The 17096-nt window shown below is 37.3% G+C and carries 10 protein-coding genes and 1 riboswitch; all 10 genes read right to left on the reverse strand.

The window, feature by feature from the left end:
* Positions 1 to 7: 7 nt before the first annotated feature.
* Entirely contained in the window at positions 8 to 847 is an 840-nt protein-coding gene (cysT, locus tag FEU33_RS08335) for a sulfate ABC transporter permease subunit CysT (protein WP_146548925.1), read from the reverse strand.
* 29 nt (positions 848 to 876) lie between these two features.
* Entirely contained in the window at positions 877 to 1911 is a 1035-nt protein-coding gene (locus tag FEU33_RS08340; RefSeq protein ID WP_146548926.1) for a sulfate ABC transporter substrate-binding protein, read from the reverse strand.
* Positions 1912 to 2783: 872 nt separating this feature from the next.
* A complete protein-coding gene (gene cobT / locus FEU33_RS08345; RefSeq protein WP_146548927.1) occupies positions 2784 to 3833 on the reverse strand; it encodes a nicotinate-nucleotide--dimethylbenzimidazole phosphoribosyltransferase in 1050 nt (349 codons plus the stop codon).
* Positions 3834 to 3912: 79 nt separating this feature from the next.
* Positions 3913 to 4092, reverse strand: a riboswitch (cobalamin riboswitch).
* Between the two features lie 759 nt (positions 4093 to 4851).
* Positions 4852 to 5481: an isochorismatase family protein gene (locus FEU33_RS08350; protein ID WP_146548928.1), complete on the reverse strand. Its 630-nt coding sequence runs from the start codon at positions 5479 to 5481 to the stop codon at positions 4852 to 4854.
* Positions 5482 to 5628: 147 nt separating this feature from the next.
* Positions 5629 to 6813 (reverse strand): isochorismate synthase, encoded by a 1185-nt coding sequence (locus FEU33_RS08355; RefSeq protein ID WP_146548929.1) that lies wholly within the window; start codon positions 6811 to 6813, stop codon positions 5629 to 5631.
* 211 nt (positions 6814 to 7024) lie between these two features.
* Positions 7025 to 7798 (reverse strand): 2,3-dihydro-2,3-dihydroxybenzoate dehydrogenase, encoded by a 774-nt coding sequence (locus FEU33_RS08360; RefSeq protein ID WP_312756014.1) that lies wholly within the window; start codon positions 7796 to 7798, stop codon positions 7025 to 7027.
* Positions 7799 to 7848: 50 nt separating this feature from the next.
* Positions 7849 to 9186, reverse strand: coding sequence for an MFS transporter (locus tag FEU33_RS08365; RefSeq protein ID WP_146548930.1), 1338 nt, complete (start codon positions 9184 to 9186; stop codon positions 7849 to 7851).
* A complete protein-coding gene (locus tag FEU33_RS08370) occupies positions 9183 to 9854 on the reverse strand; it encodes a 4'-phosphopantetheinyl transferase family protein (protein ID WP_146548931.1) in 672 nt (223 codons plus the stop codon). Before FEU33_RS08370 ends, FEU33_RS08365 begins: the two co-directional genes overlap by 4 nt.
* 19 nt (positions 9855 to 9873) lie before the next feature.
* Entirely contained in the window at positions 9874 to 10080 is a 207-nt protein-coding gene (locus tag FEU33_RS08375; protein ID WP_146548932.1) for an MbtH family protein, read from the reverse strand.
* Entirely contained in the window at positions 10064 to 17083 is a 7020-nt protein-coding gene (locus FEU33_RS08380) for an amino acid adenylation domain-containing protein (protein ID WP_186731362.1), read from the reverse strand. The genes FEU33_RS08375 and FEU33_RS08380 overlap by 17 nt, the downstream gene beginning before the upstream one ends.
* Positions 17084 to 17096 lie beyond the last annotated feature (13 nt).

The following is a 17096-nucleotide window of genomic DNA, read 5'->3' on the forward strand; positions in this document are numbered from 1 at the left end:
TATCCTCCTATTCGCTTTGGAATTCATGTTTTCGACTCCATTTTTGAAGTAGATTAATGACAATGAGGCAAACGAAGGATATAACGAGCATGACAACTGCTATAGCGGTTGCCCCTGCATAGTCAAATTGCTCAAGCTTTGACATGATCATAAATGGTGCAATCTCCGTTTTCATCGGCATGTTTCCTGCAATAAATACGACTGAACCATATTCCCCTAAACCTCTAGCAAAGGCCAGAGAAAAACCGGCTAATACCGGTGGCAACAATTCAGGAAAGATTACTTTTAAAAAAATCTGTTGCTTTGAAGCTCCTAAACTTGCAGCAGCCTCCTCTACCTCTTTTTCCATGTTTTCAAGTACTGGTTGCACCATTCTCACAACAAATGGCAAGCCGATAAACATGAGTGCAATTGTAATACCGATTGGAGTAAAAGCAATTTTGATATGGAATAGGGAGAAGAATTGTCCTAACCAACCATCCTTACCATATAACGTCGTTAAAGTAATGCCCGCAACTGCTGTTGGCAAGGCAAATGGTAAATCGATAAATCCATCAATAATACGCTTGCCTGGGAATCGATAGCGAACTAAAACCCAGGCAATCAATAAACCAAATACCGCATTCACCAATGCTGCAACAAAAGCCGTCGCAAAACTTATTTTGTAAGCATGAAAAACACGATCGCTTGTTACAATTTTGATAAAATCATGCCAGCCAAGCTGAGAAGACTCGATAAATACCATGGACAGTGGGATCAATACGATTAAACTCATATACAGCATCGTGATTCCCAATGAAAGTCCAAAACCGGGTAGGACGTTCTTTTTTTTATATTTTTTCTTCATATATTTATACCTCCTACCATTCCAAGCACTTACTTACTATAAATTTGGTCGAATACACCGCCATCATTAAAGTGTTTTTCTTGTGTATCTCTCCAACTACCAAATACATCATCGATAGTAAATAATTTAATGTCAGGGAATTGATCTTTGTATTTTGCTGCAATTTCTTTATTGCGTGGGCGATAATAATTTTTCGCCGCAATCTCTTGACCTACGTCACTATATAAATATTTCAAATATGCTTCTGCCACTTTTGTAGTTCCTTTTTTCTTTGCAACACTGTCTACCACTGCAACATTTGGTTCAGCTAGGATACTAACAGAAGGATTCACAATCTCGAATTTATCTTTTCCAAGTTCTTTTAATGAAAGAAGTGCTTCATTTTCCCATGCGATTAGCACATCACCAATACCCTTTTCAACAAAAGTAGTTGTAGCCCCACGAGCACCAGAGTCTAGAACTTCTACATTTTTATAAAGGTCTTTTACAAATTGTTTTGCTTTTTCTTCATCATTGTTATTTTTTTGAAGTGCATAGCCCCAAGCTGCTAAGTAATTCCAACGAGCTCCTCCAGATGTTTTAGGATTTGGTGTGATAACAGAAACGCCCTTCTTCGTAAGATCATCCCAATCTTTGATACCTTTCGGATTACCTTTCCTTACTAAGAAAACAATCGTTGAAGTGTAAGGTGCTGAATTATCATCGAAACGATTAATCCAATCTTTGTTTAACAGCTTCTGATCAGCAATCGCATCAATATCATAAGCTAATGCCAGTGTTACCACATCTGCTTCTAACCCATCGATAACAGAGCGTGCTTGGCTTCCTGAACCCCCATGAGATTGTTTAATCGTAACTTTCTGACCGGTTTCCTCTTTCCAATGTTTCGCAAATTCTTTGTTGTATTCTTGATACAATTCTCGTGTTGGATCATAAGATACATTCAAAAGTTCAACGGATTTCTTTGCACCTGATCCTTCTGAATCTCCTTTACCGCACCCTGATAATAGTAAAAAAGTGGATAATACCACCGCTGCACTAGTAAATAATTTTCTCTTTTTCATTCGTAATTCCCCCCATATAAACTTTTTCTGAACGAATTAAATATTTGCCGCCAACTAAAAGCAATTCTAAAGTATGTAAAATGCCTTTAGTTTCTCTAATCAGCATTTAAAATATTATAATTCCAATTAGTTAAATAGGTATTTAGAAACAAAAAAAGACTCCACATCAAAAGAAATATAGAAAAATATTTCTTTTAACGTAAGAGCCTCTAGTCTTCTAGTGAGCTTTACAATCATTTAATTCCTACTAACATAGTAACGATAGTATATTTTTTTATAGAGAAATTGTCAATACCTTTTTGGAATTTTCAGTTGAATCATCCGCTTTTTAATGTATTCTAACATGAAAAAGAAAAAAGATTTAAACTTCTAACTGAATCAATTTCATAAATCATTTTCTTCTTAAAAAATACGAACATTAAGAATAACTAATTTTGATAGTTGTGGAGCGGAAGACGGCGACTCCTACGGGAAAAGCTTGAGCTGAAAGCCCCACAGGAACGTAGTGACGAGGAGATTGAAGCCAAGCCCGTGGAAAGCGCCGTCTGTAGCGGAACAAAAATTTCTGAATATTAATTTTCATGTTGATTTGAAATGTTCGTGTTTTTTATCTGAATTTTACATTATGAAATTGATTCAACTATATGAAGGAATAATTCCTATTTTCCGTTAATGAGCATTTAGAATTATTTTTATCATATGTGTTGATTATCCAATTAATAGGGATTAAAATCGCATTCATCTTGACTCTTATTGAAGTGGTGTCTTCTGTACTTGTCGCTACGCTTTCATTACAAAAAGGATTTGCTAAATTAAGATAAATAACCCATCCTTAGAACTCTATTTTAAGATGGGTTATGTTTGTTAGTAGGTTAAATACTCATCCCTACGTCTTCAAAGGTTGGCATATTTTTCATCATGCTACATGCAGCTTCGATAATTGGAAAAGCTAAGGCAGCCCCAGAGCCTTCTCCTAAACACATGTTCATCTTTAGCATAGGTTCCTTGCCAAGAAGTTCGCTCGCCTTTTTCCCACCTGGCTCGTCCGTTGCATGTGAAGTAATGAGGTAATCCTTTACTTTTGGCTCGATAGTCGTTGCGATTAAGGCAGAGGCTGTTGAAATCAGTCCGTCTACTACCACTGGAACTCGATTCGCTGCAGCTGCCAGCATAACGCCAGCCATGCCTCCGATTTCCAAGCCACCAACCTTTGCTAATACGTCAATGCCATCAGCTGAATTGGGTTGATTGATAGTAATAGCATTGCGAATGACTTCTATCTTATGAACTAATCCACCTTTGCCCAGTCCAGCACCTCTACCTGTTATTTCTTTCGGGTCACAATTGGCTAAAACAGATAATATAGCCGTACTTGGAGTTGTATTGCTAATACCCATTTCACCTGTACCTAATAGATTAGCACCTTGTTGTATTTCTTTTGTCGCAATCTCAATGCCGACCTCTAGAGCTTTAATAGCCTCTTCTCTTGTCATAGCAGGTCCTTTAGCCATATTGTCCGTTCCTTTTTTTATTTTCCGAATAATAACTCCAGCATCACTTGGGATATCTTCTTTGATTCCAATATCTACTGCTACAATTTTAGCTCCAGAAACTTTGGCGATTGTCCCTACACCTGTAATTCCTTTGGCAATATTTAATGTTTGTTCAATCGTTACTTCTTGCGGATTACTTGTAACCCCTTCCTCATATACACCATGATCTGCAGCCATTACAATCATTACTTTTTGATCGACAGCAGGAAAAAGTTCTTTCGTAATTCCTGATAATTGAACAGCGATATCTTCTAATTTTCCTAAACTTTTTGGGGGTTTGATAAGGCTGTCCACTCTTTCTCTAGCTTTTACCAACATTTCTTGATCCAAGTCTTCTACTTTTTCAATCGTTTGTTGTAATAAATTCACTTTTCATCTCTCCCGAATAAAATTAAAAGCCTGCAGCTTATTTGCATCGCAAATAAACCGCAGACTTTTCCATCATCTGTGTCATTCAAGTAATAAGGCAGGTCTCCTGGCTTGGGGTCATCATTTGAACAAACCTTCCCAGAACAATGTCCAGTGGTATTTTCGAACAAACTTCCCTATACAGTGGCGGGTCCGCTGAAGCTTTTCACTTCATTCCCTATTCTCCTTAATTAAAGGCACCTTACACTTTTATGAATTTTCTATCATTATGATACTAGGAAATTGAATGGAAAGCAATATGTAAAGGATGACTACTCACATTTCAAATAATTCATTCAGGCACGTTGATTATCCAATTTTCTCCATAAAGTATAATGTATTCGCTGATTTCCGATACGGCTTGCACGATGTATGCGTGATGAGTCTACTTAGCAGGAAGCCTCTGAAAAAGTTAATCTAGCTTCCAAAATATGATAAGCATCGACTTTTTTAGCTTATAAAATGAAAGAAAAGGTAGATTTTTATCGCTAAAAATGGCAATTCTATAGTTTCCCAGTGTCCTCCTTAGCGAAGTTGCGGAGACTCGAAGGCTCAATTGTTCTCTTTTCATTTGGGTTTATTCGCTCTCTTTGGTATTTATTCGCTCTTTCGAAGACTTTATTCGCTCTTTGAGACAATTTATTCGCTCTCTCAAAGACTTTATTCGCTCTTTCCGCAGGACATTGGATTGTTTTTTTATCGAGTATGCGCTACATAAAAGGAACAAGTAAGCCTTCGCTCCCATCTATATAAATGGAACTATAAAATATATATTTTTAAGGATTACGTCAAACACATCTCCTAATTTTTTCCTAATCGATACACCTGGAAGAGCTTATTTAATTGATAGGGATTCAATGAGTTAAATTCTACGAAAAAAATAGAGCACAGAATACCATCTTAGCAGTATTCTGTGCTCTTTGCATAAGCCCCCACGGACTATTTTTAAAAAAATTTCTCGAACAAGCACTTAATCTATTTAAAGTTGACCGATTAACTGATTCGTAGTGGTAATCGTTGAACATCTTTTAGCAGCATAACGTATCGCCATCTGATGATCTTCTACTGAAAAATCCGCAACTGCATCCTTTACAAAGAATGGTTTAATATCATACATAAAAGCATCTGCTGCTGTTAATAAGCAGCCAATATGTGCATATACACCACAAATGATCAGTTGATCTCGATTCCATGTTTTCATTAGCTGCTGCAACTCACTTTTCTTAAAAGCGCTATAACGCCATTTGGTCAACATTATATCATTCTCGCTTGGAGAAAGTTGGGGAATAATGGATGTTTGCTCTTCCTTCTCTTCAAGACCTGTCCCCCAAAAATCTGTTAAAAGCGCACGATCTTCCACCTTTTGATTACCAGGTTGGGCGGTGTAAATAATAGGTATTTTAAGTGACTCACATTTTTGTTTTATTTTTTGAATATTAGCGATCAATCCAGGAATAGGCGATTGTCGTTGATTATAAAAGTCTAAAAAATATTGTTGCATGTCATGTATTAATAATACGGCCTTATCAGATTGAGGCTCCCATTGAACGGTATTTTCAACTTCTAAATTTATCGGCATTTCATAAGACTTAATTTTTGGTATTGACATATAAACACTCCTCAAGATAGATAGGTTCAAAATAGTTTATAAAGAGTAATATTTCCTCTTATTCATTTAATTTACATTTAAAATGATAAATGTGGATTCTCGATTTGATCCATGAATTATAGATGGTCCATTATTTCCGCTACGGATCTAGTTATTTTCTCCTGTAATGCCTATTGCATGAAGCATTGTTTGAAATTTCGCTCCTGTTTCAGCGCGCTCCTCTTGTGGTACAGAAGATTCTACAATGCCGGCTCCCGCATAAATGGTAATTTGATTTTCTTTCACTTGGGCACAACGAATCGTCACGATCCATTCCCCATCACCATTCGCCTCCATATAGCCCACAATGCCGGCGAAGAATTTTCGGTCAAATGGCTCTATTTCATGAATAAGCTGAAAGGCTTCTTCTCTCGGTTCTCCACAAACGGCTGGTGTCGGGTGGAGAGCACTAGCGATCGTAAGCGAAGTCGTTTGTGGATCTTTCAGCTCTCCAGAGATTGTTGTCGATAGATGAATCATGGAATCTGTATATAAAATCGATGGTTGATCCGGTGCTTGAATCGTTTTAAAGAATGGATTTAATTCACGGCAAACCATATCGACCACTACTTTATGTTCATGTAAGTCTTTTTCTGAATTTAATAGACTAGCAGCAAGTCTTGCGTCTTCATCTTTGTCATGCGTTCTTTTTCTTGAGCCTGCGAGAGGATTAGCGATAATCGTATTGCCTTTCTTTCGAATCAGTAATTCTGGACTCGCTCCGACCAATGTATTGATTTCTTTCTCACCTGTATTGATGGCAAAGGTGTAGCCACTTGTATTTGTTTTTGCTAAAGATTCAATAAGTGGTGGCAGATCGACTCTGTCACTCGTAGAAATTTGTAAAGTCCTTGCTAACACTACTTTTTCAAGCTTTGTTTCACGAATGCGATGGATGGATTGTTGTACCATTTCTTCATACGTTTTTGCTGAAGGAACTTGCTTGATTTTTTTGACATCCAAAATATAGGGTAAATCCAATAGATCTTCAGAAATATTTTCTCTTTCTAGTACTAGAGTTTCTTGAGGAACTATTAAAACAGGGCGTTTTGTTGTATCAAATGGAATAGCACCGATCACTAAAGGATTCTTCTCTCCATTTTCATGATACTTGTTCAAAGCTTTTTGAATGATCGCATCCAATTTTTCAAATGAACAAGGTTCATCAATTATCATTTTTTCTTTATATCCTTTTCCTAAAATCGTTTTGATCGGTGTTTTTAAGAAACTATCACCATCTTGATAATTAGCAATTACTTCTGATAATTTTTTCTTTTCTTTTAATTTTTTCATTTGCTTCCTCCTTCTACATCAATGTCAACTGTCAACCGTTTGATTCATTTTAGGCATGTGATTGAATGTTGTTTTCTAACACGCGTGTTGATCAACCGATTCTATCCATTAAATAGGATAGGTACCATCAACTGATTCGCGCCATGATTGCTCACTTTTCCCGCAGGAATTTGAATGTTCTCTAATTCTTATCATTTATGACTATTGAAAGCTAAGCGTAAGAGCCGAGTGTAGCACCACCATCTACAACAATATTGCTCATAGTAATGTGATTTGAATACTCAGATATCAAAAACAAGATGACCCCAACAATATCAGATGGTTTAGCTATTTTCTTCAAAGGAATACCTACTTTATAATTTTCAAGGTTGCCTTCAATCACTTTTTGTTCACTTGACTCATCTGCCCAAAGTGACGTTTGCATATCCGTATAGGTTGATCCTGGTGAAACCACATTGCAGCGAATATTATATGGCGCCAATTCTAATCCTAGACTCTTCATATACATGATTGCTGCCGCCTTAGATGCGCCATATGCACCGATTCCAAGGCGTGGGACTGATGCAGCATTTGATCCAACTGTCACAATCACTCCTTCATGGCGCTCCTTCATATAACGACTTACTGCCTGTGTAACATGAAATACACCCTTCACATTGATATCAAAAAGATCATCCCACTCTTCTTCACCAAAATCACAAAGTGTCCCTTCATGAAGAATACCTGCCACATGAATTAAAGTATGAATAGCTCCTATTTCTTCTTCCACTTGCTGAATGACCGTTTGCACTTTTTGGCGATTGCGTATATCGACAGGATACGCATGAATCTTTTTACCCTTTTCAAGCATTTTCGCTGTACGTTTTTCCAACTCAGATTTGTTGTAGTCAAAGACAACTACATCATCAAAAAGGTTGGAAACTTGCTCTACAACTTCCCCGCCAATTCCTTTTGCTCCACCTACAACTAACACGACTTTTCCCACGATCAACACCCATTTCTATCTATGATTTAAAACATATAAAGAATTATTCTTTATTTTGAAATTGACATTTTTACTGATACCGATGCATACTCCTTTGTTTTCTTTTCTGGCATACAAGCATATGCCAGAAAAGCTAAAAACGCAGGGATTGAAAAAGCGATAAAACTCCAATAACTTTCCCCATTAGATGCTAGAAGCAAGCCACCAATAGTAGGTCCCATTATGGCACCTAATCGTCCTACCCCAAGAGCTGTTCCAAGCGCTGTAGATTTCATATTGGAGGGGAAAAAAGTTGAAATACATGCATTATTTAAATTTTGTGCTCCAATAGAAGCTGCTCCACAGCAGCCGATTAATAGATACAAGACAATTACGGTTGGATTGAAAGCAAGCAGAATCAGGCTCGTTCCTCCTACAAAATAAAACAGCATCAGTACCTTTTTTGTGCCCATTTTATCTGCAGCGATCCCTCCAATTATGGAACCTACAATAGCACCGACATTTAAGCATAGTAAAAAGCCTAAACTAGAAGATAATTTAAACCCTGACGCAACCATCAATTGCGGTAGCCAAGTGGTTAATCCGTATACTAACAGAAGCCCCATAAAACAAATCATCCAAAAAAGCAATGTCATTTTTGTTCGTTTATCTTGAAATAATCGTTTTATCGGTACGCCTGTTGTCTCCATTTCTGTCACTAACATTGTATGATCGTTCAATGGATAGGTAGGATTTATTATTTTGACAATTTTCTTCGCATCTTCCTGTTCTCCCTTATTGACCATATAATATAAAGATTCAGGCAATGTTTTCATGATGAACGGGAGTGCTATCAGTGGAAGGGCACCAATATAGAAAAGAGATTGCCATCCATATGTGGGCAATAGCTGAATCCCTAATAGTGAAACTAGAATCCCTCCAACAGAATAGCCGCTGAACATGATCCCGATCATTAGATTTCGTATCTTTTTGGGAGAATACTCAGATGTTAACGTCACAAGTAATGGAGGAATACCTCCTAATCCTATGCCAGCTAAAAATCGTAAAACTGCAAATTGCGTTATATTCGTCACGAATGCATTTGCAAATGTAAAGACACCGAAAATGGTAATACATGCTACAATAATGTTTTTACGCCCTATTTTATCCGCTACGATACCGCAGATGAGAGAACCTATTAAACTTCCAATAAGGGTTAGACTTCCCACAAACCCTAAAATTGTCGTGGAAACTCCCCACTCCAGATGTAATGATGGAATAATCGCACCGAGTAAGGCTAGATCGTAACCATCAAATAAAATAAGTACGATACACCACGCTAACACGGTCAAATGTACTTTGCTAAATCGGCTGTTATCGATTATTTCTGATATATTGACTTTCTTCACTCATTACCCTCCAAAAAGGTTTTCAGATTTTGAATGGATATGCCTTTTCCTTTTTTATTTTCATATTTGTCCTTCATACAAATGGATACTGTATATGTCTCACTGAAATATTGAGAAATATGCCAAGGTGTGAGGAGATGTGATTTTTTTACTGCACCATTTGAAAGGACTCGGATATCTTTCACAGGATAGGTCAATCCGATGCCAAGGGCCTTTGTATAACTTTCTTTCGCTGTCCAAAATTTATAAAATGTAGCAATTGGATGATTACTTCTGCAAATTTCTTGGTATTCCCATTCATTTAAAACAGAGTGGAAATTTAAAACGTTGATTTCTTTATGCTTTTCAATATCAATCCCAATGGGCTTTTTTGAAAAAGCGGCAACTACATAATCTCCTGAATGTGCGACATTAAAGTGAGCATCCTCTCGGTTCAGACATATAGGTTTTCCGTAGTCATTTTTTGCAAAGAGCAATTCATCATTTGTACATTGTAATTGTTGGACTAATTCTGCACGCACAAGTAAGGCTGCTAGTAAAGAACGTTTTGCATCGTCAATATATTTGTATCGCTTTAAACGTTGTCGTCTTTCCTTGGATACAAATTTGGTAAAAGATTCATACTGATTATCTGTCAGCTCGTTGATATTGATATATATCCACTTCATCGTGTCTCTTGTAATCCCTCTAAGCCAACTTTTCCTTTAAAGACTTTGGTCTTAAATCTGTCCATGTTTCTTCAATATATTGCTGACAATCTTTTTTAAGAGACGAACCGAATACAAGCTTCCATCCATCAGGAATAGTCATAAATTCCGGCCATATTGAATATTGGTCTTCCTCATTTTTTAAAACGATAAATTGAGCATCTTCGTGATCAAACGGATTGTGCATGACAAACACTCCTTTTCAATAAATGTTGTAATTCCTTCCCTATGACTTTTAAAGGTTCTGGCTGACACATATCTTTATGGCGACAGCGAACAGGATAAACCGAAATTTGACCAACATATGGTTGCCAATCCGCTATATCGATTGCTTCAAACCATTCTGGTACAATAGTAGATTGAAATAAATGCATGTCACAGGATGTTTTTCTAGGATGGTGCTGCTTCAATAATGTTATGGAATTTTGATAAGTGGTCATTAAACGTTTCATCGTATCTTCCGATAAGCTAGCTAATGCACTACCATCCTTTTTCAATAAACGAATAACATTAGCTAACGTCAATTCTCCCTCTACAAGTTCAGGATCATATCCACCTAATGCCAATAGTGCCACCAATGATTCTTCTGAAATATTACTTGGCTGATCTTTTCGTTCTTTATGATGCGGATAAGCATCTAAAATGGCTAATAATCCCACTTCATCTCCAGCGCTTTCCAGTTGGACCGCCATTTCATGTACAACATTTCCTCCTAATGACCAACCCAACAAATGATAAGGACCTGTAGGCTGAATGGTTTTGATTTGTTGAATATATTCTTTCGCCATTTCAGCTAAGGTTGATGGTAATTTCTCTTCTTTTGCAATACCACTGGCCTGAATTCCATATAATGGTTGTCGAATATCCAAATGCTGCATCAATCCTGCATAACACCAACTTAAACCGCCAGCTGGATGGATACAAAATAGTGGTGCTTTTTGAGTGATTCCATCCCTTAATGGTAATACGTTGTTTAAAGCAGAATGTTCTTGTTCATGATTCAATCGTTGACAAAGCTTTTCGACTGTTGGTGCCTCAAATAAATGTCCAATCGTCAACTCTTTTCCGAATACTTCTTTAATACGAGACATTAGTTGCACGGCTAATAAAGAATGCCCGCCAAGTTCAAAGAAATGATCATCAATGGCTATTTTTTCGATATTCAATACTTCTTTAAATAACTGACACATTAGTTCCTCGTTTGGCGTTCTCGGTAATTTTGAAGACTTCGAATGATAAGCAGGCTTAGGTAACGCTTTTTTATCTAATTTCCCGTTATTGGTTAAAGGAAATGCCTCTAATTCCACAAACGCACTTGGCAGCATATAATCAGGTAAATCTTTTTGAATAGCTTGTCGAGTACGGCTTTCTTCAAAATCCGTCGCAACGACATAGGCTATAATACGTAAATCATCCTGCTGATCTTCTCTTACAATAACTGCCGCTTGATGAACATTCGGCTGACGTAATAGTACCTCTTCAATCTCGCCTAATTCGATTCGGAATCCTCTGATTTTAACTTGATGATCGATACGTCCAATATAATCAAGCTCACCATCAGTAGTCCAGCGCGCTAAATCTCCGGTACGGTAAAGCCTGCTACCTGGTTTACCAAATGGATTGGCGATAAAACGCTCGGCTGTCAGTGCACTGCGCCCCATGTAGCCACGTGCAAGACCTGCTCCCGCTACATACATTTCACCGATTACACCTGGTGGAACAGGTTCGAGCCATTCGTTTAATACATAGATTTGCAAGTCTGGGATGGCTTTCCCAATCAAGCTTTGATTTTCACCATTCAATAATTTTTGACCTATTTTTTGATAACTAACATGAACGGTTGTTTCCGTAATACCATACATATTCATAAGCTGTGGAGAGCTGTCCGAATGATTTTGATACCATTTTTTTAATCGATCAAATGACAATGCTTCCCCACCAAAGATTACATAGCGCAAGGATAGTTCTCCACTTTGCTGATGATCGTTCGCATCCACTTCTATTAACTGATAGAATGCAGAAGGTGTTTGGTTCAACACCGTCACTTTTTCCTGAATGAGTAATGACAAAAATTGTTCAGGTGCTCGGCTTGTTTCAAAAGGTACAACAACGAGTTTCCCACCATATAAAAGGGCACCCCAAATTTCCCAAACCGAAAAATCAAATGCATAAGAGTGGAAAAGTGTCCAGCAATCATACTCGTTAAAGTGATACCAATCATTTGTGGCATCCAATAATCGAATGACATTTTGATGCGGAACAATGACGCCCTTTGGCACTCCTGTAGAGCCCGATGTGTAAATCACGTAAGCTGCTTGCTGTGGTTGAATAGATATCCCTAAATTTGAAACCGGCTGTTGAGCAATCTCACTCACGAATTCTTGATCCTTCCACACAATTGTTTTAAAAGAAGATATTTCTTTTAGTTCCTCACTAATGATGAAAAGTGGTTTTGTATTTCGAACAATAAAATGAATCCGCTCCTCTGGATAAGTAGGATCAATAGGTACATAGGCAGCACCTGTTTTTAAAACACCAATGATTGCGACTACTAAGTCTACTGATCGGGGCATGAGTAAAGCAATGTAATCCTCTGCCCCCACACCCTTATCTTTTAAATAATGAGCAAATTGATTTGCTTTTTCATTTAATGTTCGATAAGTGATCTCTTCTTGCCCCATTTTCACGGCCAGATGATCAGGAAAACGTTCCACCATTTCTTCAAATCTTTTTATAATGGATGAAGATTCTATCAATGGAGCTTTCGGATTCCAATCATGCGTTATTTGTTCAAACTCACCCTCAAGTAAAATGGAGTAATTGGAAATATTTTTCTGAGAGTTCTGGACGATTTGCTCTAAAACTTTGTTGAATCGAATGAGCAACTTGTCAATCGTTTGTTTTTTAAATAAATCTGTACGATATTCTGCCATAACTTCAATGCCCTGAGGCTCTTCCTGAAGATGCTTTTCACGCATATCAATCGTCAAATCGAATTTAGATGTATTGGCAGAGATAATTTGGGTTTTCCCTTTTTGTCCTTCCAAAACAATATTCATCTCAGGCGTATTTTGTAAAGCGAACATGACTTGGAACAACGGGTGTCTCCCAGGAACACGGGTTGGGTTATGCAGTTCCACTAGTTGATCAAATGGGATATTCTCATTTTGATACGCTTCTAAATTCATTTGTCGTATTCGTTGGACAAGTTCTTTAAATGAAGGATTTCCTGAAGTATCCATTCGGAAAACCACTGTATTGATAAATAAGCCCAGCATATCTTGTAACTCCGCCTTAGAGCGTCCTGCGACTGGACTACCAATTGGTAAATCTTCTCCCGCACCCAATTTCGTCAATAAAATGGCAAAGGCGGCCTGCAAAATAACAAATAAACTGACTTCATGCGATTGCGCTAATAATTGTAATTGGGCATGAAGGTTTGGTGAAATGGTAAAGTCGATCGCATCCCCTTTAACAGAAGATTGGATTGGACGTTTGTAATCATATGGAAGATGTAGCTCCTCTGGTAGATCAATAAGTTGTTGTTTCCAATATTGACGCTCTTTTTCGAGAAGATTTGGATATCCCTTCATCGGTAATTGGAAAATTTCTTCTTGCCAAAGAGTATAGTCTGTATATTGTAATGGATCATCTCGAACAATCGACTGATGATAAGCATTTTCTACTTCTTTCAAAAAGGTACTTAAAGACCAGCCATCAATACTAATGTGATGGAAGGTAAAAATGACTACATGGTAGCGATGATCTACATTTAAAACAGTTGTATATAAACTCGTATCCGTTTCTAAGCAAAATGAATGTCTTGCTGCTACTAGCTTTTCCGATGCTAGTTTTTCAGAAGAGATATTTTTTTGCATCATTTGGATACCTGGATTTTTTAATATCACTTGGTTAGGTTTACCGTTTTTTGTGATATAAACAGTTCTTAAAATCGTATACTTTTCCGTTACTTGATAAAGCGCTTCTTTTAAGGCAAACGCATCTATTAAAGATGGGAAGGTAATCACAAGTGGTATATTATACACTGCACTCGGTCCTTCTAGCTGTTCCACAAACCAAAGTCTTTTTTGAGCAGCCGTTAATGGAGCTTTCTCTACTTTCTTCTTTTTAACATTTGGTAGAATATCGATATAATTGTCGAGCATCGTTGCTAATTTTTGAACGGATGGAGCTTCAAAAATAGAGGCTATCGATAAATTTACTCCATGCAGTTTACGAATTTTAATGATCAGTTCTGTTGCAATCAAAGAATGACCACCTAGTGCAAAAAAGTCATCTGTTATCCCAACTTTATCCACCCCTAAAACTTCAGAGAAAGCTCTGCAAAGATTTCTTTCCATATCGGTTTTAGGTTCGACATAATCACGTTCTATCCATTGTGGAGCTGGCAATTTTTTACGATCTATTTTGCCATTGTTCGTTTGTGGGAATTTTTCTATTGGCATGATGAACATAGGAACCATGTAATCAGGTAATGTTGCTGCGAGCTGTTCTTTGACATCTTCTGGTTGAACGTTTTTCCCTATGACATATGCCACTAATTGTTGCTGTTCCATTTTATCTAGGTGGATCATCACAAGGGCCTGCTCTATATTGGCCAGTTCTTCTAGTTTATTTTCAATTTCTCCTAATTCGATCCGGAAACCACGAATTTTAGTTTGGAAATCCGCTCTACTGATATAACTTAGTGTACCGTTATGATTCCATGCTACTAAATCACCTGTACGATACATCCTTGAACCGGGCTCTCCAAACGGATTGGCGATGAATCGTTCAGCAGTCAATGCACTGCGATGGTGATAGCCTCTTGTAACCCCTTGACCTGCTATATACAATTCACCAATAACGCCTACTGGAACAGGTTGCAAATGATCATCCAATACATACAATTGGGTTTGTGCAAGCGGTTTGCCAAGTGAAGGCATTTCTTCTATCATTCCATCGATTTCTTGACTTGTAGACCATATCGTGGTTTCAGTTGGACCATACATATTCCTTACTTTCGCTCCACAGGCTTGCAGATCATTGGCTAGCGAAATAGGTAATGCCTCTCCACCAACTAAAATAGTTAAATTTTTTAACGCATCTGGCGCATGTTTGACCATCATTTTCCATAAAGTTGGCGTCCCCTGTATCATCGTAATCGAGTTTGTTTGAATCGTTTCCGCTAATAATTGTGGATCATGAATGGTATCTGATGTAGCGATTACTAGTTTTGCACCATGTAATAATGGGAAATAGAACTCTAATATTGAAATATCAAATGAGATCGTTGTTGTTGCTAACCAAGCATCTCCATTGTCTATCTTCAATTGCTGATTCATCGCATGGAGGAAATTTGATAAATTATGCATCTCTACAACGACACCTTTTGGTTTGCCAGTGGACCCAGATGTATAGATCATATAGGCTGCGTCAAACACGGAACGTTTGATCGAGAGATTATTTGTGGGAAATACCTTCCAAGAATCAGAATTTAATAACAAAGCGTTTTCGAATTGGCTATTCTCTTCTGTTGTTACGATACATTTAGGTTGAGCGTCCTGACACATATATTCGATTCTTTCTTTCGGATATGTTGGATCGATTGGGATATAAGCTGCTCGTACTTTTAATGTAGCGATCATCGCAATGAGCATTTCAATAGAACGATCGGCTATAATGGCAACAAAATCGCCTGGTTTTATATTTTGACCGTATAACCATTGTGCACACTGATTAGTCGCTTTCCAAAGTTCTTCATAGGTAAGCGTTTTGTTTTTAAATTCAATGGCTATTTCTTGTGGCGAACGCCTTACTTGTTGTTCTAATAGATCAATAACATCCTCGTCTATGAAAGTATTTCCTTTTTCATTCCATTGTTGGATGACAAGTTCTAATTCTTTGTCACTCATCATTTGATGTAAGAACATTGGACGATCCGGATTTTCTATTAATGCTGTCAACAAATATAAATAATGTTCAAAGTGATCGGCTAAGGATCGATCATCATAACTAGCACTATTTCCTAATAGGTCCACTGTATAATCGCCATTTGCTTCAGCAAAAATATTCAATGAAATATCTTCAATGGGTCCAATGGCAATTTTCTTTGTTATCGCCGAAGCTTCTCCAAATTTGAATTCATCATAAAATGGCATAATATTAATTTGAGCCGAGCAAAATCGTTCATCTTTTGGAATTTGTAAATCTCTACGAATCTGTTCATATCGATAATTACCAAAGCGTTTTGCTTCTTTTGTTTTCTCCTGAATGGCATCGACTAACTCCTTAAAGCTAGATTGCTTGTTCATCACAATGCGTATGGGCAACATATTCATCATTGTACAAGGCACATTCATGGAAACGTTGCCAAAACGGTTCATAAACGGCACATTCAATACGACTTCATCTTTATGGCTAAACCTCGCAATATAAAGTGCCCAACTAGCCATTAACAAATCATGAAATGCCATTTTATTCGCTTTCGCAAATTGTTTTAATGTCGTTACAAATTCCAATGAAAATTTTTCATGATAACGAATAACTGGCGCAAATAATACAGGCTTCTTTTCACTCAAAGTTGCTAATTCATCCATTTTTGCTAAATCAGATTGCCAGTATTCTTTTGCCTCTTTATAGGTAGCGGAAGATTGATCCTTTAATGATTCATGTATAACTTCTTCGAAAGAACCAAAGGAACGTTTCATAGGAGTTTGTTCCAATAATGCTCTATATTTTTCTTGTACAGCACGTTCTAGTAATTGATAGCTATACGCATCACTGACAATATGATGAATCATCAAAAACCAATAATGTGTGTGATCATCCACCTTATATAAGGCCGTTCTATAGATGGGGCCATTTTCTAAATCTAATGGTTCCTCCACAAATTGTTTCATCAGATTCAATACGAAATTCTGTGGATCCTTTTTTATCGAATAATCAAAATAAGGAATATCTACTTTGTCTGGTACATGCCATTGTTGGTAAAAGACACCCGCTTGATCACTAAACCTACTATGCAATGCTTCTGCTTCCATAATCGTATGAGAAGCAGCTTTCCGAAAAAGATCAATATCTAATGGACCTTGAATTTCCAAATATTCACCAGTGTTATAAGCTACATTTTTTTCCTTCATCTGCTGAGCGAACCAGATGGATTGCTGTGCTTCTGTCAATGAAAACATTTGATCAACTCCC

Origin of the sequence: Rummeliibacillus suwonensis, assembly GCF_007896435.1 — a bacterium.
In the GTDB taxonomy this organism is placed as follows: domain Bacteria; phylum Bacillota; class Bacilli; order Bacillales_A; family Planococcaceae; genus Rummeliibacillus; species Rummeliibacillus suwonensis.

What these genes read in the sequence shown, in the direction of transcription:
- cysT (WP_146548925.1), bottom strand. Translation starts at nt 847, where the DNA reads ATGAAGAAAAAATATAAAAAAAAGAACGTCCTACCCGGTTTTGGACTT.
- FEU33_RS08340 (WP_146548926.1), bottom strand. Translation starts at nt 1,911, where the DNA reads ATGAAAAAGAGAAAATTATTTACTAGTGCAGCGGTGGTATTATCCACT.
- FEU33_RS08350 (WP_146548928.1), bottom strand. Translation starts at nt 5,481, where the DNA reads ATGTCAATACCAAAAATTAAGTCTTATGAAATGCCGATAAATTTAGAA.
- FEU33_RS08355 (WP_146548929.1), bottom strand. Translation starts at nt 6,813, where the DNA reads ATGAAAAAATTAAAAGAAAAGAAAAAATTATCAGAAGTAATTGCTAAT.
- FEU33_RS08370 (WP_146548931.1), bottom strand. Translation starts at nt 9,854, where the DNA reads ATGAAGTGGATATATATCAATATCAACGAGCTGACAGATAATCAGTAT.
- FEU33_RS08375 (WP_146548932.1), bottom strand. Translation starts at nt 10,080, where the DNA reads ATGCACAATCCGTTTGATCACGAAGATGCTCAATTTATCGTTTTAAAA.
- FEU33_RS08380 (WP_186731362.1), bottom strand. Translation starts at nt 17,083, where the DNA reads ATGTTTTCATTGACAGAAGCACAGCAATCCATCTGGTTCGCTCAGCAG.